General features: G+C 68.9%; 18 protein-coding genes, 3 tRNA genes and 1 pseudogene. 4 read left to right on the top strand and 18 right to left on the bottom strand.

Features of this window, described 5'->3' with window-relative positions:
- The first annotated feature begins 2 nt into the window (after positions 1–2).
- Positions 3–1,064 carry a M48 family metalloprotease gene (locus CCN29_RS06770; protein ID WP_442538250.1) on the top strand — a complete coding sequence of 354 codons (1,062 nt, stop codon included), beginning with the start codon at positions 3–5 and terminating at the stop codon, positions 1,062–1,064.
- Between the two features lie 38 nt (positions 1,065–1,102).
- Here the strand turns inward: CCN29_RS06770 and CCN29_RS06765 are convergent, their stop codons facing one another.
- The 11 genes from CCN29_RS06765 to CCN29_RS06710 form a co-directional block, all read right to left on the bottom strand.
- On the bottom strand, positions 1,103–1,633 hold the full coding sequence (locus tag CCN29_RS06765) for a DUF1707 and DUF4190 domain-containing protein (RefSeq protein WP_006130598.1): 531 nt from the start codon (positions 1,631–1,633) through the stop codon (positions 1,103–1,105).
- Between the two features lie 190 nt (positions 1,634–1,823).
- Positions 1,824–5,723: a DNA-directed RNA polymerase subunit beta' gene (locus CCN29_RS06760; RefSeq protein WP_006130599.1), complete on the bottom strand. Its 3,900-nt coding sequence runs from the start codon at positions 5,721–5,723 to the stop codon at positions 1,824–1,826.
- A gap of 94 nt (positions 5,724–5,817) precedes the next feature.
- Positions 5,818–9,303: a DNA-directed RNA polymerase subunit beta gene (rpoB, locus tag CCN29_RS06755; RefSeq protein ID WP_031023933.1), complete on the bottom strand. Its 3,486-nt coding sequence runs from the start codon at positions 9,301–9,303 to the stop codon at positions 5,818–5,820.
- Between the two features lie 581 nt (positions 9,304–9,884).
- Positions 9,885–10,274: a 50S ribosomal protein L7/L12 gene (gene rplL, locus CCN29_RS06745; RefSeq protein WP_006130601.1), complete on the bottom strand. Its 390-nt coding sequence runs from the start codon at positions 10,272–10,274 to the stop codon at positions 9,885–9,887.
- Between the two features lie 114 nt (positions 10,275–10,388).
- Complete coding sequence (rplJ, locus tag CCN29_RS06740) at positions 10,389–10,919, bottom strand: 50S ribosomal protein L10 (protein ID WP_006130602.1); 531 nt, start codon at positions 10,917–10,919, stop codon at positions 10,389–10,391.
- A 490-nt stretch (positions 10,920–11,409) separates the two neighbouring features.
- Positions 11,410–12,351, bottom strand: a complete 942-nt coding sequence (locus CCN29_RS06735; RefSeq protein ID WP_086680516.1) for an SCO4651 family lipoprotein — start codon at positions 12,349–12,351, stop codon at positions 11,410–11,412.
- Positions 12,352–12,519: 168 nt separating this feature from the next.
- Entirely contained in the window at positions 12,520–13,245 is a 726-nt protein-coding gene (gene rplA, locus CCN29_RS06730; RefSeq protein WP_006130604.1) for a 50S ribosomal protein L1, read from the bottom strand.
- 82 nt (positions 13,246–13,327) lie between these two features.
- Positions 13,328–13,762 (bottom strand): 50S ribosomal protein L11, encoded by a 435-nt coding sequence (gene rplK / locus CCN29_RS06725; RefSeq protein ID WP_006130605.1) that lies wholly within the window; start codon positions 13,760–13,762, stop codon positions 13,328–13,330.
- A gap of 178 nt (positions 13,763–13,940) precedes the next feature.
- The gene (gene nusG, locus CCN29_RS06720; RefSeq protein ID WP_086680514.1) at positions 13,941–14,798 is read right to left on the bottom strand and encodes a transcription termination/antitermination protein NusG; all 858 of its coding nucleotides are present in this window, start codon (positions 14,796–14,798) and stop codon (positions 13,941–13,943) included.
- Positions 14,799–14,878: 80 nt separating this feature from the next.
- Positions 14,879–15,148, bottom strand: a complete 270-nt coding sequence (gene secE / locus CCN29_RS06715; RefSeq protein WP_006130607.1) for a preprotein translocase subunit SecE — start codon at positions 15,146–15,148, stop codon at positions 14,879–14,881.
- Between the two features lie 108 nt (positions 15,149–15,256).
- A tRNA-Trp gene (locus tag CCN29_RS06710) sits at positions 15,257–15,329 on the bottom strand.
- Between the two features lie 284 nt (positions 15,330–15,613).
- On the opposite strand from CCN29_RS06710, the gene CCN29_RS06705 reads away from it, so the two are divergent.
- Both CCN29_RS06705 and CCN29_RS06700 read left to right on the top strand, forming a co-directional pair.
- The gene (locus tag CCN29_RS06705) at positions 15,614–16,840 is read left to right on the top strand and encodes a pyridoxal phosphate-dependent aminotransferase (RefSeq protein WP_086680520.1); all 1,227 of its coding nucleotides are present in this window, start codon (positions 15,614–15,616) and stop codon (positions 16,838–16,840) included.
- 126 nt (positions 16,841–16,966) lie between these two features.
- On the top strand, positions 16,967–18,007 hold the full coding sequence (locus CCN29_RS06700) for an adenosine deaminase (protein WP_031023641.1): 1,041 nt from the start codon (positions 16,967–16,969) through the stop codon (positions 18,005–18,007).
- Here the strand turns inward: CCN29_RS06700 and CCN29_RS06695 are convergent.
- The 7 genes from CCN29_RS06695 to CCN29_RS06665 form a co-directional block, all read right to left on the bottom strand.
- On the bottom strand, positions 17,952–18,671 hold the full coding sequence (locus CCN29_RS06695; RefSeq protein ID WP_086680512.1) for a hypothetical protein: 720 nt from the start codon (positions 18,669–18,671) through the stop codon (positions 17,952–17,954). The two genes, CCN29_RS06700 and CCN29_RS06695, sit on opposite strands and share 56 nt — an antisense overlap.
- Positions 18,672–18,741: 70 nt before the next feature.
- Positions 18,742–19,803, bottom strand: a complete 1,062-nt coding sequence (locus tag CCN29_RS06690; protein ID WP_006130611.1) for a UDP-N-acetylmuramate dehydrogenase — start codon at positions 19,801–19,803, stop codon at positions 18,742–18,744.
- Positions 19,804–19,873: 70 nt separating this feature from the next.
- Positions 19,874–20,302 carry a MaoC family dehydratase gene (locus CCN29_RS06685; RefSeq protein WP_086680518.1) on the bottom strand — a complete coding sequence of 143 codons (429 nt, stop codon included), beginning with the start codon at positions 20,300–20,302 and terminating at the stop codon, positions 19,874–19,876.
- 8 nt (positions 20,303–20,310) lie between these two features.
- Positions 20,311–20,763 carry a MaoC family dehydratase N-terminal domain-containing protein gene (locus CCN29_RS06680; protein WP_006130613.1) on the bottom strand — a complete coding sequence of 151 codons (453 nt, stop codon included), beginning with the start codon at positions 20,761–20,763 and terminating at the stop codon, positions 20,311–20,313.
- Positions 20,764–20,882: 119 nt separating this feature from the next.
- Positions 20,883–21,047, bottom strand: coding sequence for a 50S ribosomal protein L33 (rpmG, locus tag CCN29_RS06675; protein ID WP_003948671.1), 165 nt, complete (start codon positions 21,045–21,047; stop codon positions 20,883–20,885).
- 88 nt (positions 21,048–21,135) lie between these two features.
- Positions 21,136–21,208, bottom strand: a tRNA-Met gene (locus tag CCN29_RS06670).
- A gap of 46 nt (positions 21,209–21,254) precedes the next feature.
- A tRNA-Thr gene (locus CCN29_RS06665) sits at positions 21,255–21,327 on the bottom strand.
- Between the two features lie 209 nt (positions 21,328–21,536).
- Here CCN29_RS06665 and CCN29_RS06660 point away from each other — a divergent pair.
- Positions 21,537–21,878: pseudogene (locus tag CCN29_RS06660) on the top strand (hydrolase); the annotation flags it as partial.

Raw genomic sequence — 21,878 nt, 5'->3', positions numbered from 1 at the left:
GGATGTGTATAAGAGCCAGGTACCCACACGCGCCGGCCCCGCCCCCGTACCCGCAGGCCGCCGCGCCCTCTTACCCGGAGGCCGCGGTGCCGCCGCCGCCCGGCTCCCCGCTGCACCCGCACCACATCAGCACCGACCGCGGGCGCGTCCACGTCGCCGGTCAGCAGCGGCGCACCGACGCCGCCGCCTTCGGCAACCTCCTGCTGCACCTGCCGAACTTCCTGTGCAGCCTCGTCGTCGTCACTCTCGTCTCGCTGCTGCTCGGCGACTTCGGGATCCTGCTGATACTGGCCTGGCTCGCCAGCGGCGCACTCGTGTTCCACCGGCCCACCGAAAGCGCCCTCGCGCGCCATCTGCTCCGCCTGCGCTACCCCACGCCGCAGGAAAGAGCCACTCTCGAACCGGTCTGGCGCGAGGTGACCGCCCGGGCCGGGGTCGACGGCCGCACCTACGAACTGTGGGTCGAGGACAGCGACAGCCTCAACGCGGTCGCCGCCGCCGGTCATATCGTCGGTGTGACCCGGTTCGCGATGAACAACCTGCCCAACGGGGAACTGGCCGCCGTCATGGCGCACGAGCTGGGCCACCATGTCGGCGGCCACGCCTGGTCCGGGCTGCTCGGCTACTGGTACGCGCTGCCCGGGCGGATCGCCTGGCGGCTGCTGCGCGCCGTCACCGGCTTCCTGTTCCAGGTGTCGCGGGCCTTCTCCTGCATCGGAGTGGCCTTCTTCGGCGTGTGCGTCGGCGGCCTCGCCCTGGCGACGATCACCTCGCTGTACGGTCTGCCGCTGCTGGTCCTGGGCATGCCGTACGCCCTCGCCGCCGTCGGCCGCCGCTCGGAGCTGCGCGCCGACCGGCACGCCGCGGCGCTGGGCTTCGCACCGATGCTGGCGGCCGTGCTGGACAAGCTGCACCAGCAGGAGCAGCTGCGGACCGCCGCGCTCACCGCCGCCGGCCAGGGCGCCCCGGTGCCCGAGACCGCCGCGAGCAGGCTGCTGTCCTCGCACCCGGACTACCACACCCGGCTGCATCACCTTCAGCAGTACCTCCAGCCGACCCGCTGAGCCCGCGGCCGGGCACCACGCCACCCCCGCGAGGGCCGTCAGCCCGAGGTCGCCACCACCGCGAGCAGGCCGAAAAGGCCCAGGAAGATCAGCCAGCCGGCCACCGACAGCCAGCCGAGGACCAGCCCGGTCAGGGCCATGCCGTCGCCTGCCTCGCCGGTGCGGCGTATCTCCGACTGGGCCATGTGCCCGAGGATCACCGCAGGCAGTCCCGTGAGGCCTCCGGTCGCCACGCACAGCACCCCGCACACCATGGACGCCAGCGCCTTGCCGTTGGTGCGGGCCTGCGGCCGCGGCAGGAAGGCCGGCGGCACCGGGCCGTGGGGCGTCATGGGCTGCGCCATCGGCCCCTGCGGCAGATCGGCCACCAGCAGCGACAGCTCGCCCACCGTGCGCGCGGAGTAGGCGCGCGCCACCCGCTTCTCGAACTCCGGGTGGTCCAGGCGGCCCTCCCCGTACCCGGCGCGCAGCACGTCCACCGCGCGCTCGCGGTCCGCGTGCGAGGCCAGCATCGACGGGGTGGTGGGGCCCGGCAGCGGGCCGCCCTGCCACGGGGTCGGATACGACACGGCTGCCTCCCCAGGGCCGGGACGGACAGTCCCAGTATGAGTATTCACCCGGTTGAACGCAGCGTGTGGGGCGTTCGGTTCCAGCCACACCCCCTGCCGCGCGCCCCCGAGCGGCCCATCGCACGTCCCCGACATGCCGCAGGGCGGCCACCCCGTACGGAGTGACCGCCCTGCGGTTCAAGCGACTCGCTTACTGGTTGTACGGACCGTAGTCGTAGTCCTCCAGCGGAACGGCCTGGCCGGAGCCGGTGCCGAACGGCGAGTAGTCGATGTCGTCGTAGCCGACGGCCGAGTACATCGCGGCCTTGGCCTCCTCGGTCGGCTCGACCCGGATGTTGCGGTAGCGGGACAGACCCGTACCGGCCGGGATGAGCTTACCGATGATGACGTTCTCCTTGAGGCCGATGAGCGAGTCGGACTTGGCGTTGATCGCCGCGTCCGTGAGGACTCGCGTCGTCTCCTGGAAGGACGCCGCCGACAGCCAGGACTCCGTGGCCAGCGAGGCCTTGGTGATACCCATGAGCTGCGGACGGCCGGAGGCCGGGTGACCGCCCTCCTGGACCACACGACGGTTCTCGGTCTCGAACTTCGACCGCTCGACCAGCTCGCCGGGCAGCAGCTCGGCGTCGCCGGACTCGATGATCGTCACGCGGCGCAGCATCTGCCGGATGATGATCTCGATGTGCTTGTCGTGGATCGACACGCCCTGCGAGTTGTAGACCTTCTGGACCTCGCCGACCAGGTGGACCTGGACGGCACGCTGACCCAGGATGCGCAGCACGTCGTGCGGGTTGGTGGCACCCACGGTGAGCTGCTGGCCCACCTCGACGTGGTCGCCCTCGGAGACCAGGACCTTGGCGCGCTTCGAGATCGGGTACGCCGTCTCGTCGCTGCCGTCGTCCGGGGTGACGACGATCTTCTTCGTCTTCTCCGTCTCCTCGATCCGCACGCGGCCGGAGGCCTCGGAGATCGGGGCGACACCCTTCGGGGTACGGGCCTCGAAGAGCTCGACGACACGCGGCAGACCCTGGGTGATGTCGTCACCGGCCACACCACCGGTGTGGAAGGTACGCATCGTCAGCTGGGTGCCGGGCTCACCGATGGACTGGGCGGCGATGATGCCGACCGCCTCACCGATGTCGACCAGCTTGCCGGTGGCGAGCGAACGGCCGTAACACATCGCGCAGGTGCCGACGGCGGACTCGCAGGTCAGGACCGAGCGGGTCTTGACCTCCTCGACGCCGCGGGAGACGAGCTCCTCGATGAGGACGTCGCCCAGGTCGGTGCCGGCCGGCGCCAGCACCTGACCGTCGACCACGATGTCCTCGGCGAGGCAGCGCGCGTACACGGAGGTCTCGACGTCGCCCTCCTTGCGGAGCACGCCCGTCTCGTCCCGGCTCGCGATCTTGAGGCGCAGACCGCGGTCGGTGCCGCAGTCCTCCTCGCGGATGATGACGTCCTGGGAGACGTCGACCAGACGACGGGTGAGGTAACCCGAGTCGGCGGTACGCAGAGCGGTGTCCGCCAGACCCTTACGGGCACCGTGCGTGGAGATGAAGTACTCCAGCACGGACAGGCCCTCACGGAACGACGCCTTGATCGGACGCGGGATTGTCTCGTTCTTCGCGTTCGACACCAGACCACGCATACCGGCGATCTGACGCATCTGCATCATGTTGCCTCGTGCACCCGAGTTCACCATCATGAAGATCGGGTTGGTCTTCGGGAAGTTGTCGTTCATCGCCTCGGCGACCTCGTTGGTCGCCTTGGTCCAGATCGCGATGAGCTCCTGCGTGCGCTCGTCCTTGGTGATCAGACCGCGCTCGTACTGCTTCTGGACCTTCTCGTCCTGCGCCTCGTAGCCCTTGACGATCTCCTTCTTCGCCTCGGGAACGACGACGTCGGAGATGGCCACGGTGACGCCGGAACGGGTCGCCCAGTAGAAGCCGGACGCCTTCAGGTTGTCGAGCGTCGCCGCCACGATGACCTTCGGGTAGCGCTCGGCGAGGTCGTTGACGATCTCGGAGAGCTGCTTCTTGCCGACCTCGTAGTCGACGAACGGGTAGTCCTCGGGCAGCAGCTCGTTGAAGAGCGCGCGGCCCAGGGTGGTGTTCAGGCGGAACGGGTCACCCTGCTGCCACTCCGGCTCGCCCTCCTCGGTCGCCGGCGGGGTCCAGCCGCGCGGCGGGATGGTGCCGACCGGGAAGCGGATGTCGATCTTCGACTGGAGCGACAGCTCGCCCGCGTCGAAGGCCATGATCGCCTCCGCGACCGAGGCGAAGGAACGGCCCTCGCCCTTGAGGTCGCGCATCTCGCCGTCGGTGGTGAGGAAGAACAGACCGAGGACCATGTCCTGGGTCGGCATCGTCACCGGGCGGCCGTCGGCCGGCTTGAGGATGTTGTTCGAGGACAGCATCAGGATGCGGGCCTCGGCCTGCGCCTCCGCGGACAGCGGCAGGTGGACAGCCATCTGGTCACCGTCGAAGTCCGCGTTGAACGCGGTGCAGACGAGCGGGTGGATCTGGATGGCCTTGCCCTCGACCAGCTGCGGTTCGAAGGCCTGGATGCCGAGGCGGTGCAGCGTGGGCGCGCGGTTCAGCAGAACCGGGTGCTCCGCGATGACCTCTTCCAGCACGTCGTACACGACCGTGCGGCCGCGCTCGACCATGCGCTTGGCCGACTTGATGTTCTGCGCGTGGTTCAGGTCGACCAGGCGCTTCATCACGAACGGCTTGAACAGCTCCAGCGCCATCGCCTTCGGCAGACCGCACTGGTGCAGCTTGAGCTGCGGACCGACGACGATCACGGAACGCGCGGAGTAGTCCACGCGCTTGCCGAGCAGGTTCTGACGGAAGCGGCCCTGCTTGCCCTTGAGCATGTCGGACAGCGACTTCAGCGGACGGTTGCCGGGGCCCGTGACCGGGCGGCCGCGGCGGCCGTTGTCGAAGAGCGCGTCGACGGCCTCCTGGAGCATGCGCTTCTCGTTGTTCACGATGATCTCGGGCGCCCCGAGGTCGAGAAGCCGCTTCAGGCGGTTGTTGCGGTTGATGACACGGCGGTACAGGTCGTTCAGGTCGGAGGTCGCGAAGCGGCCACCGTCCAGCTGCACCATCGGACGCAGGTCCGGCGGGATGACCGGGACGCAGTCCAGGACCATGCCCTTGGGGCTGTTGGAGGTCTGCAGGAACGCGGAGACGACCTTCAGCCGCTTCAGGGCGCGGGTCTTCTTCTGGCCCTTGCCGGTGCGGATGATCTCGCGGAGCTTCTCGGCCTCCTCCTCGAGGTCGAAGGACTCCAGGCGCTTCTGCAGCGCCGCGGCGCCCATCGAGCCGTCGAAGTACGTGCCGAAGCGGTCACGCAGCTCGCGGTAGAGCAGCTCGTCGCCCTCGAGGTCCTGGACCTTGAGGTTCTTGAACCGGTTCCACACCTCGTCGAGGCGGTCGATCTCGCGCTGCGCACGGTCGCGCAGCTGCTTCATCTCACGCTCGGCGCCCTCGCGCACCTTGCGGCGCACGTCGGCCTTTGCGCCCTCGGCCTCCAGCTCGGCCAGGTCGGTCTCGAGCTTCTTGGCGCGGGCCTCCAGGTCGGCGTCCCGGCGGTTCTCGATCTGCTGGCGCTCGACGGAGACGTGGGCCTCCAGCGAGGGCAGGTCGCGGGTACGGCGCTCCTCGTCCACGTACGTGATCATGTACGCGGCGAAGTAGATGACCTTCTCGAGGTCCTTCGGGGCCAGGTCGAGCAGGTAGCCCAGCCGGCTCGGGACACCCTTGAAGTACCAGATGTGCGTGACGGGAGCGGCCAGCTCGATGTGGCCCATCCGCTCACGGCGCACCTTGGCGCGGGTGACCTCGACGCCGCAGCGCTCGCAGATGATGCCCTTGAAGCGGACGCGCTTGTACTTGCCGCAGTAGCACTCCCAGTCCCGGGTCGGACCGAAGATCTTCTCGCAGAAGAGTCCGTCCTTCTCGGGCTTGAGGGTGCGGTAGTTGATGGTCTCGGGCTTCTTGACCTCGCCGTGGCTCCACTGACGGATGTCGTCAGCGGTGGCCAGACCGATCCGGAGCTCGTCGAAGAAGTTGACGTCGAGCACTATGCGTCAATCCCTCTCAGGGTTGTAAGTCATGGGGTCTGATACGGGGGTCCTGGGGCCGGCGGCCTTCATGACGAAGGCCGCCGGACTCCCGTCAGACCTCTTCGACGCTGCTCGGCTCGCGCCGGGACAGGTCGATGCCAAGCTCCTCCGCAGCGCGGAAGACGTCCTCGTCGGTGTCGCGCATCTCGATGGACATACCGTCGCTGGACAGCACCTCCACGTTCAGGCACAGGGACTGCATCTCCTTGATGAGCACCTTGAAGGACTCGGGGATGCCGGGCTCGGGGATGTTCTCGCCCTTGACGATGGCCTCGTAGACCTTCACGCGGCCGGTGACGTCGTCGGACTTGATGGTCAGCAGCTCCTGGAGCGCGTAGGCGGCGCCGTACGCCTCGAGTGCCCACACCTCCATCTCGCCGAACCGCTGGCCACCGAACTGAGCCTTACCGCCCAGCGGCTGCTGGGTGATCATGGAGTACGGACCGGTCGAACGGGCGTGCAGCTTGTCGTCGACCAGGTGGTGCAGCTTCAGGATGTACATGTAGCCGACCGAGATCGGGTCCGGGAACGGCTCACCGCTGCGGCCGTCGAACAGCCGCGCCTTACCGGTCGGGAGCACCATGCGCTCGCCGTCGCGGTTCGGGATGGTGTGCTGGAGCAGACCCGCGAGCTCGTCCTCACGCGCACCGTCGAAGACCGGGGTGGCGACGTTGGTGCCGGGCTCGACCTGGTCGGCGCCGATGGCCTGGAGCCGCTGCGCCCACTCCTCCGCGAGGCCGGAGACGTCCCAGCCGCGGCTGGCGAGCCAGCCGAGGTGGATCTCCAGCACCTGTCCCGGGTTCATTCGGGACGGCACGCCCAGCGGGTTGAGGATGATGTCGACCGGGGTCCCGTCCTCGAGGAACGGCATGTCCTCGATGGGCAGGATCTTGGAGATGACGCCCTTGTTGCCGTGACGGCCGGCGAGCTTGTCACCGTCGGTGATCTTGCGCTTCTGCGCGACGTAGACGCGCACCAGCTGGTTCACACCGGGGGGAAGCTCGTCGCCCTCCTCGCGGTCGAAGACGCGGACGCCGATGACCTTGCCGGTCTCGCCGTGCGGCACCTTCAGCGAGGTGTCACGGACCTCACGGGCCTTCTCGCCGAAGATCGCGCGCAGCAGACGCTCCTCGGGGGTCAGCTCGGTCTCACCCTTGGGCGTGACCTTGCCGACGAGGATGTCGCCGGCGATGACCTCGGCGCCGATGCGGATGATGCCGCGCTCGTCGAGGTCGGCGAGGACCTCCTCGGAGACGTTCGGGATGTCCCGGGTGATCTCCTCGGGGCCGAGCTTGGTGTCACGGGCGTCGACCTCGTGCTCCTCGATGTGGATCGAGGAGAGGACGTCGTCCTGCACGAGGCGCTGCGACAGGATGATCGCGTCCTCGTAGTTGTGACCCTCCCACGGCATGAACGCCACGAGCAGGTTCTTGCCCAGCGCCATCTCGCCGTTCTGGGTGGCCGGACCGTCGGCGAGGACCTGGCCCTCGATGACGCGGTCGCCCTCGGAGACGATGACCTTCTGGTTGACCGAGGTGCCCTGGTTGGAGCGGGAGAACTTGGCCAGGCGGTACGTGATGTACGTGCCGTCGTCGTTGGCCGTGGTGATGTAGTCCGCGGAGACCTCCTGGACCACACCCGCCTTCTCCGCCTTGACCACGTCACCGGCGTCGACGGCGGAGCGGTACTCCATGCCGGTGCCGACGAGCGGGGCCTCGCTCTTGATGAGCGGCACGGCCTGGCGCATCATGTTCGCGCCCATGAGGGCGCGGTTGGCGTCGTCGTGCTCGAGGAACGGGATCATGGCGGTCGCGACCGACACCATCTGGCGCGGCGAGACGTCCATGTAGTCGACCTCGTCGCCGGGGACGTAGTCGACCTCGCCGCCGCGGCGGCGGACCAGGATGCGGTTCTCGACGAAGCGCATCTCGTCGTTCAGCGGCGCGTTGGCCTGAGCGATGACGAAGCGGTCCTCCTCGTCGGCGGTCAGGTAGTCCACCTCGTCGGTGACCTGGCCGTCGACGACCTTGCGGTACGGCGTCTCGATGAAGCCGAACGGGTTGATCCGCCCGTAGGAGGCGAGCGAACCGATCAGACCGATGTTCGGGCCTTCCGGCGTCTCGATCGGGCACATGCGGCCGTAGTGCGAGGGGTGCACGTCACGGACCTCGAAGCCGGCCCGCTCACGGGAGAGACCACCCGGGCCGAGGGCGTTCAGACGACGCTTGTGCGTCAGCCCCGACAGCGGGTTGTTCTGGTCCATGAACTGGGACAGCTGGCTGGTGCCGAAGAACTCCTTGATGGAGGCGACGACCGGCCGGATGTTGATCAGGGTCTGCGGCGTGATCGCCTCGACGTCCTGGGTGGTCATGCGCTCGCGCACGACGCGCTCCATACGGGCGAGACCCGTACGGACCTGGTTCTGGATCAGCTCGCCGACGTTGCGGATGCGGCGGTTGCCGAAGTGGTCGATGTCGTCGGTCTCGACGATGATCGTGCGGCCCGACTCGCCGACCGTCTCGGTCTCACCGGCGTGCAGCTTCACCAGGTACTTGATCGTGGCGATGATGTCGTCGGTGGTGAGCACGCCGGCGTCGAGCGGCTGGTCGCCGCCGAGCTTCTTGTTCACCTTGTAGCGGCCGACCTTGGCGAGGTCGTAGCGCTTGGGGTTGAAGTAGAGGTTCTCGAGCAGCGTCTGCGCGGCCTCACGGGTGGGGGGCTCGCCCGGACGCAGCTTGCGGTAGATGTCGAGCAGCGCGTCGTCCTGGCCCTGGGTGTGGTCCTTCTCCAGGGTGGCGCGCATGGACTCGTACTCGCCGAACTCCTCGAGGATCTGCTCGGTGGTCCAGCCGAGCGCCTTCAGGAGGACGGTGACGGACTGCTTGCGCTTGCGGTCGATGCGCACACCGACCATGTCGCGCTTGTCGATCTCCATCTCCAGCCAGGCGCCCCGGGACGGGATGATCTTGGCGGAGAAGATGTCCTTGTCGGACGTCTTGTCGATGGAGGAGTCGAAGTAGACGCCGGGCGAGCGCACCAGCTGGGACACCACGACACGCTCGGTGCCGTTGATGACGAAGGTGCCCTTGTTCGTCATGAGCGGGAAGTCGCCCATGAAGACGGTCTGGGACTTGATCTCGCCGGTCTCGTTGTTGGTGAACTCGGCCGTGACGAAGAGCGGGGCCGCGTACGTGAAGTCGCGCTCCTTGCACTCGTCGATGGAGTTCTTCGGCGGCTCGAAGCGGTGGTCGCGGAAGGTCAGCGACATCGACCCGGAGAAGTCCTCGATCGGGGAGATCTCTTCGAAGATCTCCTCCAGACCGGACTTGGTGGGGACGTCGTGCCCGTTCTCGAGAGCCTCCTCGACGCGAGCCTTCCACGCGTCGTTGCCGAGCAGCCAGTCAAAGCTCTCGGTCTGCAGCGCGAGAAGGTTCGGAACCTCGAGGGGCTCCTTGATCTTTGCAAAGGAGATGCGCAGCGGGGCGGTGCTGGCGCCGTTGTTCGTATTCGCGGTCGAGGCGTTGCGCGAGGCGGCCAAGAGGGGGTCCTTCCGAGGGCTCGGACTCACTACGCGCGTACCGGCCCCCCACTGGGCGCAGAGACGGACATTCCAGGTCGGAAATGATCCGGTCGTCCATGCTCGAGTGAGGGCATGCCCCTGGTGACGGGCAGGGGACAGCTAACAGGCAGCGCAAAGGGTCAGTGTAGCCACTTGGCACACTGATGTCCAGTGCGGTGTACGAGACCGGTTGGAGGCCCTCGTTGTCATCAACTCCTGCGGCAAGGCGCTGCCCTCAACGCACGGTGATACTGCCCTCTTTGCCGTCGATCCATGCCTCGGATTCGGATCCTTGTGACGACGCGTCCTGAGAATTGCGCGCTGCGTGCGGTTCGTCAAGGGCCCCCCTTGCCCGAACCGCCGCCGTCCGGCTCATCTCCGCGGCCCCTCGGTGGCGCAACGAAGATCACCATACCCCCCGCCGTCACGGGTGCAAGGCAGCCGCCGCCGACCCCCCGATACGCCGAAGAGCGACCACCCGGATGGATGATCGCTCCTCGGCACATGAGCGTTACACGCCCGCGAAGGCGCGTGACGGATCCTTGCGGACCCGGAAGGTCTTACTTGACCTCGACGGAGGCGCCGGCGCCCTCGAGGGCCTCCTTGGCCTTGTCGGCGGCTTCCTTGTTGACCTTCTCGAGGACCGGCTTCGGGGTGCCGTCGACGAGGTCCTTGGCCTCCTTCAGACCCAGGGAGGTCAGCTCGCGCACGACCTTGATGACCTGGATCTTCTTGTCGCCGGCGCCGGTGAGGACGACGTCGAACTCGTCCTTCTCCTCGACGGCCTCGGCGGCGGCGCCACCAGCGGCACCACCGGCGACGACGACCGGGGCGGCCGCGGCGGCGGTGACGTCGAACTTCTCCTCGAAGGCCTTCACGAACTCGGAGAGCTCGATGAGGGTCATGCCCTCGAACTGGGCCAGCAGCTCGTCCTGGGTGAGCTTCGCCATGATGGCGGTCCTTCCACTAAATCGGCAGGTGCCGGGTGTACTGGGTGAGGCGGGCGTTACTCGGGCCCGCATCGGCCCTCACGTCATGCGGCGAGGGCCGGAAAGCGAGCCGAATTACTCGGCACCGCCCTGCTCGTCCTGCTTGGCACGGAGCGCGTCCACGGTGCGGACGAGCTTCGACGGCAGCGCCTGGAAGACGGAGGCAGCCTGGGACTGCTTCGCCTTGAAGGCACCGGCCAGCTTGGAGAGCAGCACCTCGCGGGACTCGAGGTCCGCGAGCTTCTTGATCTCGTCGGCGGACAGCGCCTTGCCGTCAAGGACACCGCCCTTGATGACGAGATTCGGGTTGTCCTTGGCGAAGTCACGAAGACCCTTCGCCGACTCCACCGGGTCACCGGTGACGAAGGCGACCGCCGTCGGGCCAGCGAAGAGCTGGTCGTCGAGCGTGATCCCGGCCTCGTTGGCCGCAATCTTGGTCAGCGTGTTCTTCACCACGGCGTACTGGGCGTTCTCACCGAGCGAACGGCGCAGCGTCTTGAGCTGCGCCACGGTGAGACCGCGGTACTCGGTCAGCACGGCGGCGTTGGAGCTGCGGAACTTGTCCGTCAGCTCGGCAACCGCGGCAGCCTTGTCGGGCCTCGCCATAGAGCCTCGGCCTCCTTCCGGGTGATTCGGACCGCGCGGACCCGAAGGAGGACTGGGGAAAACGAAACGCCCCGGGCGCAGGCGCACGGGGCGAAGCTCGACCGGTTCTCCGCGCCTCACGGCTGCGGCCCACCGGGAACTCTTCCTCTGTCACCTGCGCGGGTCGTCCGCAGTTCAGCGGATCCTTCGGCCACCGCGCCCTCGATGACGAGCGCACGGCAACGACCAGCGGTCTTTGGCTTCCTCGGAAGACTACGGGACGGGGTCGGCACCAGGCAAATCGGCCGCCCCCGCCCGGGAGGGCTAGGGCCTTTCGTTTGGATCAGGCCGGCCGTGAGGCGCGGTGCCTCTCCGGCCGACCCGAGCGGGGTCTGGTGCGTGCAGCTGCAAGGCGGAGGAGGGAGTCGACGCGGAGCGTCGGCGACCGACGACAACGCCGCAGATGTGCGTGCCAGACCCCGCGACGCCGGGGTGATCCAAACGAAAGGCCTTAGGCCGCCGAGCCGGCGCCCAGCGACTCCAGTTCCTTGATCATCTGCATGAAGTCGAAGGTCTCGCCGGCCGGCGGGGCCTCGACCTCGGCCTTGGCGCCGTAGTCCGAGAAGTGCGAGGTCATCTTCATCGTGCCCTGGGCCATGGTCATGCCGACGACCATCTTGACCGGGAGGTCGTCCTCGTTGACCCAGATCTCGGTGCCGTAGCCCTTCATCCCCGACTTCTCGGCCGTGGCGACGAGCTCGTCCCGCTCCTCCTTCGAGAGCAGGTCGAAGGACGTGTTGGCGTCGATCATCTCCTCGAAGCTGAGCGTGCCCTTGTAGTGCTGCGTCTCCACGCCGTCGACCTTCTCGGGGCCCACGTGCTTCAGGCTGGGCGACTCCAGCAGCAGGGCGAGCTGCTGCGCCGGGTCCTGGTTCATGTTCTCCAGGCCGCCGGTCAGCTGCTTCTGGACCTTCGGGTCGCCCGTGGCGTCGGCGAGGGCCTTGAAGTCCATCTTCATCCAGCGCTTGCCGTCCATCTGCGCGGCCTGCTCCGTGCCCAGGTCCATGTACATCACGCCGTCGAGCATGATCACGCGGATCTGCTCGGGGGCCTCGGGGCCGGCGGCGGCGAACCCGGAGCCCTTCATGGTGACGTCCATGACCGCCGGGTCCCACCCCTGCACCCCGGACATCTCCATGGCGCCGCTCTGCGCGGCGGCCCCGGACGTCTCGACGGTCATCCGCACCTTCGACGACTTCGCCTCGGACGTCTTCTTGAAGGCGGCCTGGAGCACCTCCGCCGCCTCGGTCCGCGACTGCGCGCCGGAGGAGGAGGCGCCGGCCTTCTTCTTCCCGCTCTCCCCGCCGTCACCGTCCTGGCACCCCGCGAGGCCCACGACGACCGCCGCGGCCGTCAGACAGACACCCGCGCGCTTCCATGCGGCCATGGCCATACCGATCCCACCCCTGCTGTCTCTGCGCACCACTTGTGTGATTGCTGTGAACCGTAGCCGACGCCACCGACACACACGTACGAAAAAACCCGCCCCCACACCCGGGTCGGGCATGGGGACGGGTTCTTCACGCGTGCGCGCACCGGCCCGTCGGCCGGTTCACCCGGCTCAGACGGCGGCCGGGTCCTCCTCGACGAGGAGGTTGCGGGTGCGGTTCGGGTCGAGCGGAATGCCGGGGCCCATCGTGGTGCTGACGGCGGCCTTCTTGATGTAGCGACCCTTGGCGGCGGACGGCTTCAGACGGAGGATCTCCTCCAGGGCCGCGCCGTAGTTCTCCACCAGCTTGGTGTCGTCGAACGACGTCTTGCCGATGATGAAGTGCAGGTTCGCGTGCTTGTCGACACGGAACTCGATCTTGCCGCCCTTGATGTCGTTGACGGCCTTGGTGACGTCCGGGGTCACGGTGCCGGTCTTCGGGTTCGGCATCAGACCACGGGGACCGAGCACGCGGCCGAGGCGGCCGACCTTGCCCATGAGGTCCGGGGTGGCGACGACGGCGTCGAAGTCCAGACGGCCCTTCGACACCTCGTCGATCAGCTCGTCGGCGCCGACGATGTCGGCGCCCGCGGCACGCGCGGCCTCGGCACGGTCACCGGTCGCGAAGACCAGGACCCGGGCGGTCTTACCGGTGCCGTGCGGGAGGTTCACGGTGCCACGGACCATCTGGTCGGCCTTGCGCGGGTCGACACCCAGGCGGAAGGCGACCTCGACGGTGCCGTCGAACTTGGTCGTGGACGTCTCCTTGGCGAGACGGACGGCCTCGAGCGGGGCGTACAGCTTCTCCCGGTCGATCTTGGCGTCCGCAGCGCGGAGAGACTTGCTGCGCTTGCTCACTGAAAGCTCCTGTGTGTTTCGAGGAGTCGTGGTCCGGGCCGAGCAGGCCCTGCCACTACTGCTTGGCTTACGGGGGTGGAGGTCAGCCCTCGACCGTGACGCCCATGGAACGGGCGGTGCCGGCGATGATCTTCTCGGCGGCGTCCAGGTCGTTGGCGTTGAGGTCGGGCATCTTGGTGGTGGCGATCTCACGGACCTGGTCACGCGTGATCTTCGCGACCTTGGTCTTGTGCGGCTCGCCGGAGCCCTTCTCCACGCCCGCGGCCTTGAGGATCATCTTGGCGGCCGGCGGGGTCTTGGTGATGAAGGTGAAGGAGCGGTCCTCGTAGACCGTGATCTCCACCGGGATGACCCAGCCGCGCTGCGACTCGGTCGCGGCGTTGTAGGCCTTGCAGAACTCCATGATGTTCACGCCGTGCTGACCCAGCGCGGGGCCGACCGGCGGGGCCGGGTTCGCGGCACCGGCCTGGATCTGGAGCTTGATGAGCCCCGTGACCTTCTTCTTCTTGGGAGGCATGGCTCTCCGGGTCCTTTCGAATTCGGGTCCTGCCCGTGTCCCGGAAACATCCGGGACGCAGGCATACCGCACAACGATAACGGGTATGGATGCGCGGCCAAAAACCGCGCAGGTCAGACAAACGCGCGAGCGTTCGCCTGACCTGCGCGGAAGCTGTGTGTCAGCCGGTCCAGAAGGACTAGTTCTTCTGGATCTGGTCGAAGGAGAGCTCGACCGGCGTCTCGCGGCCGAAGATCTCCACCAGGCCCTTGACCTTCTTGGAGTCGGGGTTGATCTCGTTGATGGTCGCCTGGAGCGTGGCGAACGGACCGTCGGTGACGGTGACCGAGTCGCCGACCTCGAAGTCCAGCACCTGGACCTCGACCTTGCGCTGCGGAGCCGGCTTGCCCTCGGCCTCGGCGGCCTCGCGGGCGGCCTTCTCCTCGGCCTCCGGGGCGAGCATCTTGACGATCTCGTCCAGCGTCAGCGGGTACGGGTCGTAGGCGTTGCCCACGAAGCCGGTGACGCCGGGGGTGTTGCGGACGACGCCCCAGGACTCGTTCGTCAGGTCCATGCGGACCAGGACGTAGCCCGGGAGCTTGTTCTGCTTGATCGTCTTGCGGTCGCCGTTCTTGATCTGGACGACCTCTTCCTGCGGCACCTCGGCCTGGAAGATGTAGTCCTCGACGTTCAGCGAGACGGCGCGCTGCTCGAGGTTGGTCTTCACGCGGTTCTCGTAGCCCGCGTAGGTGTGGATGACGTACCACTCGCCGGGCAGCGACCGCAGTTCCTCGCGGAGCTTCTCGACCGGGTCCCGGTCGTCCTCCGGCTCGGCCTCGGCCTCGTCCGTGGCCTCGTCGGCCGCTTCCTCGGCGTCGGCGGACTCGTCGCCGGCGGCCTCGTCGGCCTCGGCGTCGGTGGTGTCGGCAGCCTCGGCCCCGGCGGAGGCCTCGGTGTCCTCGACGTCCGCGTCCTCGACGGCGGCGAGCGCGTCCTCGGCGGACTCGGCCCCTTCGCCGTAAGGCTCGACGGCGTCGTTCACGTTCGGGTCAGACACGGTGGCTGCTTCTTCCTGGATACATAGGGGTGGAACATGCGAAAGGAGCGCCGGGTACCTCGGCGCTCTTCGCTCGGGGATCAGCCGAAGACGTACTTGGCGGCGTTGCTGAGGCCATAGTCGATCAGGGTCACCAGGCCGATCATCAGCACCACGAAGACGATGACCGCGGTCGTGTACGACGTCAGCTGGTTGCGAGTGGGCCAGACGACCTTGCGGAGTTCCGCGATGATCTGGCGGTAGAAGAGCGCGAGACGCTTCAGGGGGCCCTTCTTGGCACGCTTGCCGCCCTTGCGGGGCTTCTGCTCCTGGGCATCAGGCATGTCGATGGAGCCCACGGCGTCCGTCACTCGTCCTCACCTGATTCCGGGTCGTGGCCGTGCCGCGCCCGGTCTGAGCCGCACGGCGGTGCATTGCTGTACGTACATGCGCACACATCCTGGCGAAGGTGTGTGTAGCAGGGCCGGAGGGACTTGAACCCCCAACCGCTGGTTTTGGAGACCAGTGCTCTACCAATTGAGCTACGACCCTTTGTGCGTCCCCCAACGTACCGCATCCGGCCGGAAGCTTGGTGTGCACCGGCTGAGTGCGGGCCGCTGAAGGCCAACGAGGTGAGAGTGTACGTGTTCCTGGGCCGGGCGTCGAACAGAAAGTGCCTGGGAGGGGACGCACCGGCCACGGAAGGACGGTGATCGTCCTGGCGGGCGCGGCTCGCCGACGGGTGAACCGGACTGGTGTTCCACCCTTTGCCCGGTGTTGTTCAGTCCGTGAAACCGCTGTGCCGTCTGTGTTCCGTGTCTGGAACGATGGGCCTCATGAGCGCTGCAACCCCTCCCACCGAGCGCCGGGTCTCCGCCCGAGTCGGCGCGATCTCCGAGTCCGCCACCCTCGCCGTGGACGCCAAGGCCAAGGCCCTCAAGGCCGCCGGGCGACCGGTGATCGGCTTCGGCGCCGGTGAGCCCGACTTCCCGACGCCCGACTACATCGTCGAGGCCGCGATCGAGGCCTGCAAGAACCCGAAGTACCACCGGTACACCCCGGCCGGCGGTCTGCCCGAGCTGAAGCAGGCGATCGCCGCCAAGACGCTGCGCGACTCCGGCTACGAGGTCGACCCGTCCCAGGTCCTGGTCACCAACGGCGGCAAGCAGGCCATCTACGAGGCCTTCGCCGCGATCCTCGACCCGGGCGACGAGGTCATCGTCCCGGCGCCGTACTGGACGACGTACCCCGAGTCGATCCGGCTCGCGGGCGGTGTCCCGGTGGAGGTCGTCGCCGACGAGACCACCGGTTACCGGGTGAGCGTGGAGCAGCTGGAGGCGGCCCGCACGGAGAAGACGAAGGTCGTCCTCTTCGTCTCCCCCTCCAACCCGACCGGCGCGGTCTACGGCGAGGCCGAGACCGAGGCCATCGGCCGCTGGGCCGTCGAGCACGGCCTGTGGGTTCTCACCGACGAGATCTACGAGCACCTGGTGTACGGCGACGCCCTCTCCGTCTCGCTGCCCGCGCTGCTGCCCGAGCTGCGTGACAAGTGCATCGTGGTCAACGGCGTCGCGAAGACCTACGCCATGACCGGCTGGCGGGTCGGCTGGGTCATCGGCCCGAAGGACGTCGTGAAGGCCGCGACCAACCTCCAGTCGCACGCCACGTCCAACGTGTCGAACGTCGCACAGGCCGCCGCCCTCGCCGCCGTCTCCGGCGACCTGGACGCGGTCGCGACGATGCGCGAGGCGTTCGACCGGCGCCGGAAGACCATCGTGCGGATGCTCAACGAGATCGACGGCGTGGTCTGCCCCGAGCCCGAGGGCGCGTTCTACGCCTACCCGTCGGTGAAGGCGCTGATCGGCAAGGAGATCCGCGGCAAGCGTCCGCAGGACACCGTGGAGCTGGCCGCGCTGATCCTGGAGGAGGCCGAGGTCGCGGTGGTCCCCGGTGAGGCGTTCGGCACACCGGGCTACCTGCGGCTGTCCTACGCGCTGGGCGACGAGGACCTCGTCGAGGGCGTGAGCCGGATCCAGAAGCTGCTGGCGGAGGCGCGGGACTGACGTCCCTTCCGTTCCGCTCCGGGGGCGCCCAGGACAGTCCTGGGCGCCCCCGTTCGTCCGTGCGAGCAAGACCACGTACGGGGAAAGCGCTACCGGGACGGCCGTGACGTACGGCAGGATCCTGGGATGGAGCGTGTACGTGATGTCTCTGAGCTGCCGAAGGCCCATCTGCACCTGCACTTCACCGGGTCCATGCGGCCCGGCACCCTGCTGGAACTGGCCGACAAGTACGGGGTGCGACTCCCCGAGGCGCTGGCCGACGCCCTGACCGGCGGGGAGCCGCCGCGGCTGCGGGCCACGGACGAACGCGGCTGGTTCCGCTTCCAGCGCCTGTACGACGCGGCCCGCTCGTGCATCAGGTCGGCGGAGGACATCCAGCGCCTGGTGCGGGAGGCGGCCGAGGAGGATCTGAAGGACGGCTCGCGCTGGCTGGAGATCCAGGTCGACCCGACCTCGTACGCGCCCCGGCTGGGCGGGCTGATCCCGGCGCTGGAGATCATCCTCGACGCCGTGGACACGGCCTCCCGCGACACCGGGCTCGGCATGCGGGTCCTGGTGGCCGCCAACCGGATGAAGCACCCCCTGGACGCCCGCACGCTGGCCCGTCTCGCCGTGCGCTACGCCGACCGGGGGATCGTCGGCTTCGGCCTCTCCAACGACGAACGGCGTGGCATGGCCCGCGACTTCGACCGGGCGTTCGCCATCGCACGCGACGGCGGGCTGCTGTCGGCGCCGCACGGCGGCGAGCTGGCGGGCCCCGCGTCGGTGCGGGACTGCCTGGACGACCTGGAGGCGCACCGGATCGGGCACGGGGTGCGGGCGGCGGACGATCCGCGGCTGATGAAGCGGCTCGCGGACCGGGGCGTCACCTGCGAGGTGTGCCCGGCGTCGAACGTCGCCCTCGGCGTGTACGACAAGCCGGGGGACGTGCCGCTGCGCACGCTGTTCGAGGCGGGCGTGCCGATGGCCCTGGGCGCGGACGACCCGCTGCTGTTCGGCTCCCGGCTGGCGGCGCAGTACGAGATCGCGCGCCGGCACCACGACTTCACGGACGCGGAGCTGGCCGAGCTGGCCCGGCAGTCGGTCCGGGGCTCGGCGGCGCCCGAGGACGTCAAGGCCAAATTGCTGTCGGACGTCGACGCCTGGCTGGCCGCCCCGGTCGGGTGAAGTGGGCCAGGGGCGGATACGCCTGGAAGCCGATGTCCAGCTCCGTCCCCCGCCCCCGGGACAGGGGCAACAGCGTGGTGAGCGAGGCGCTGAGCACGTCGTACCCCTTGCCCGCCCTCTTGCTGAGCGGGCCGATACCGGCCGCCCAGGCGAGTTGCAGGGACGCGGCGGCGAAGGTGTCCCGCGCGCCGGACAGGAACAGTGTCCGGGCGTGGACGGCGGGCTGGAGGCGGTCGGCGCGGGGCAGGCGGTCCCAGCGGCGATTCCAGCGCTCCTCCCAGGCGGAGCCGTGGCGCGCGGTGCGCCGTTCGTCGGTGCGGACGGTCCGCGGGACGCCGTGGGTGAGCCCGCGGCGCAGGGCCGGCCACACGGAGGGCCGCAGTCCGAGCGACTGGTGGGCGAGCACCAGGTCGACGGGCACGCCCGGGGCGTAGTCCCGGGGCACGCTCTGCCGGAGCGGGATGTGGACGACCGTGTGCGGGGAGTACGCCGCGAAGGAGAACAGCCCGGCGAGGCGGGCCAGTCCGTCGTGGTCCCCGACCAGGTAGCCCCAGTCGCGCATCGGGTCGCTGAGCGTGGTGTGCCGCAGCGCGGGGCGCGGCTGGACGACCCGGAAGGCGTAGCGCCCGGCGCGCGGCCGGAACTCCTCGACCCTCAGCCGCACGGATGCTCACTCATGGACGTCCTCATGACGTCAGGGATACGCGCTACGGGCCGGGCGCGGCAACGGAGTTCTACGGCTCCAGGCCGACGCCGACCATGACCGGCTCGTTGACCAGGGTGACCCCGAACGCGTCCCGGACGCCCGCCACGACCTCACGGGCCAGCGCCAGCAGGTCCTCCGTGGTGGCGTCGCCACGGTTGGTGAGGGCGAGGGTGTGCTTGGTGGAGATGCGGGCGGGTCCGTTGCCGTACCCCTTGGTGAAGCCGGCCTTGTCGATCAGCCAGGCCGCGGAGGTCTTGGTGCGCCCCTCGCCGGCGGGGTAGGCGGGCGGCTCGACGTCCTCACCCAACCGCTCCCGCACACGCGTACGGAATGCGGCGAACGTCTCGTCGTCGAGGATCGGGTTGGTGAAGAAGGAGCCGGCCGACCAGGTGTCGTGGTCCTCGGGGTCCAGCACCATGCCCTTGCCGGCGCGGAGCTTCAGCACCGTGTCGCGGGCGGTGGCCAGCGGCACCCGCTCGCCGGGAGCGACGCCGAGCACGCGGGCGGTCTCGGCGTACTTGACCGGGCCGGACATCCCGCCGGCGTCCTCCAGCCGGAAGCGGACGCGCAGGACGACGTACCGCTCGGGGTCGGCCTTGAAACGGCTGTGCCGGTAGGAGAAGGCGCACTCCTCGTTGGAGAGCGTGACGGTCTCGCCTGAGCGCCGGTCGTAGGCGACGACCTCGGTGATCGTGGAGGCGACCTCCTGGCCGTACGCGCCCACGTTCTGGATGGGGGTGGCGCCGGCGGAGCCGGGGATTCCGGCCAGGCACTCGATGCCGGCGAGTCCGGCCTCCACGCTCGCCGCGACGGCGTCGGTCCACACCTCGCCGGCGGCCAGTTCCAGGGCGGTGCCGTCGAGGGTGACGCCCTTGGTGGCGACGACGAGGGCGGTGCCGTCGAAGCCCTTGTCGCCGATGACCAGGTTGGAGCCGCCGCCGATGACCAGCAGCGGGGTGCCGGCGGCGTCGGCCTCCCGGACGGCGGCGATCACCTCGTCGTCGGTGGTCGCGGTGACCAGCCGGGTGGCGGGGCCGCCCAGCCGGAAGGTGGTCAGCGGGGCGAGGGGAGCGTCGTGGAGTTCCTGCACGGGCTCAAGACTACGAGACGGCCGCCTCGGCTCCCCCGCGCCCGCTCCCCCGCCGCCGCGGCGGCCCGGCTCAGGCCAGGCGGACGACCGCCCGCGAGGCGCCGAGGACCTTCTGGCCGGCGCTGGTCGCGGTGAGGTCCACGCGGACCGTGTTGTCGTCGAGCTTGGCGGCAACCTTGCCGCTGACCTCGATGACGGCGCCCTTGTCGTCGTCGGGCACGACGACGGGGCGGGTGAAGCGGACGCCGTACTCGACGACCGCGCCCGGGTCGCCCGCCCAGTCGGTGACCACGCGGATCGCCTCGGCCATGGTGAACATGCCGTGCGCGATGACGTCGGGCAGGCCGACCTCCTTGGCGAACCGCTCGTTCCAGTGGATGGGGTTGAAGTCGCCGGAGGCGCCCGCGTACTGGACGAGGGTGGCGCGGGTCACGGGGAACGTCTGAGCGGGCAGCTCGGTGCCGACCTCGACGCCGGCGTAGGCAATCTTCGCCGTCATGGTGTGGTTCACGCCTCCTCGGCCGCGCGGGCCACCAGCTTGGTCCAGGCGGTCACGACGTGCTCGCCGTTCTGGTCGTGCACCTCGCCGCGGACGTCCAGTATGTCGTTGCCCGCCATCGTGCGGATGGTCTCGATGGTGGAGGTGACCGTGAGCCGGTCGCCCGCGCGCACCGGGCGCTTGTAGGCGAACTTCTGGTCGCCGTGCACCACCCGGCTGTAGTCCAGGCCGAGCTGCGGGTCGGCGATCACCTGGCCGGCGGCCTTGAACGTGATGGCGAACACAAAGGTCGGCGGGGCGATCACATCGGGGTGGCCGAGCGCCTTGGCCGCCTCCGTGTCCGTGTACGCCGGGTTGGCGTCTCCCACCGCCTCGGCGAACTCGCGGATCTTCTCGCGGCCCACCTCGTAGGGCTCGGTGGGCGGGTAGGTCCGCCCCACGAAGGACTGGTCGAGCGCCATGCGCGCGGCACCTCCTGTGTCGGTCCGGAACCGACGTGTCTCACGGTGTGTGGTGTCGGTGGGGAAACGACACGAGGCCGCCCCCCGAGTGGGGGGACGGCCTCGTGTACGAGCCTGATTTATCGCGTTTCGCGGTGCGCGGTGTGCGCGTTGCAACGCGGGCAGTGCTTCTTCATCTCAAGACGGTCCGGGTTGTTACGCCGGTTCTTCTTGGTGATGTAGTTCCGCTCCTTGCACTCCACGCAGGCCAGCGTGATCTTCGGGCGGACGTCGGTGGCAGCCACGTGAGTGCTCCTAAGACGAACGGATGGACTGTTTAACGCAAGAAGAGTAGCCGATCGAAGGACCGACCCCGCAATCGGCTACTGAGAGTAGCGGTGACCGGACTTGAACCGGTGACACAGCGATTATGAGCCGCTTGCTCTACCGACTGAGCTACACCGCTTTGATGCGATCGGACCCCGCCTCACGGCGGGAACCTCACACACCAGAGCCCCAAAACGGAATCGAACCGTTGACCTTCTCCTTACCATGGAGACGCTCTGCCGACTGAGCTATTGGGGCGAGCGATGAAGACATTACACGGTCCGCCGCCGTTCGCCCAAATCCGTTTCGGTCCCCTGTCCCCCTCCCGGGCGGACGGACCACACCGGTACGACTATTGCGCTCCTCCCGGCGCGGGACGGAGGGCCGTCCTAGGCTCGACTCACTCTGCGTGATCTTGTCTCAGCGTGACGTGCGTCCTCGTGCGCAGCCCGAGCCCCAGGAGCGCGATGCCCGACAACCGGCCGCAGCCACCGTCCCACCCGTGGTCCTCGCCCACCGGTTCGGGCCCGGCCGGCCCGCCCCGGCTTCTGCTGTGCGGCGCCCGCCTCACCGACGGCCGGACCGTGGACGTACGGCTCGGCGGCGGGCGCATCGAGGCCGTCGGCACGGCGGGCAGCCTCGTCCCGGACGCCACGCGCGCGTGCGTGGCGCGGCTCGACCTCACCGGCTACCTGCTGCTGCCGGCCCCGGCCGAGCCGCACGCCCACGCGGACACCGCCCTGTCCGCCGACGAGCCGGGCCCCGTCTCCCACGACCCCCAGGACGTCCAGCGCCGCGCGACGGAGGCG

The sequence above is a fragment of the Streptomyces pseudogriseolus genome (genome assembly GCA_002154585.1).
Classification (GTDB): Bacteria; Actinomycetota; Actinomycetes; order Streptomycetales; family Streptomycetaceae; genus Streptomyces; species Streptomyces pseudogriseolus.
This window is presented reverse-complemented; position numbering and strand designations above follow the sequence as displayed.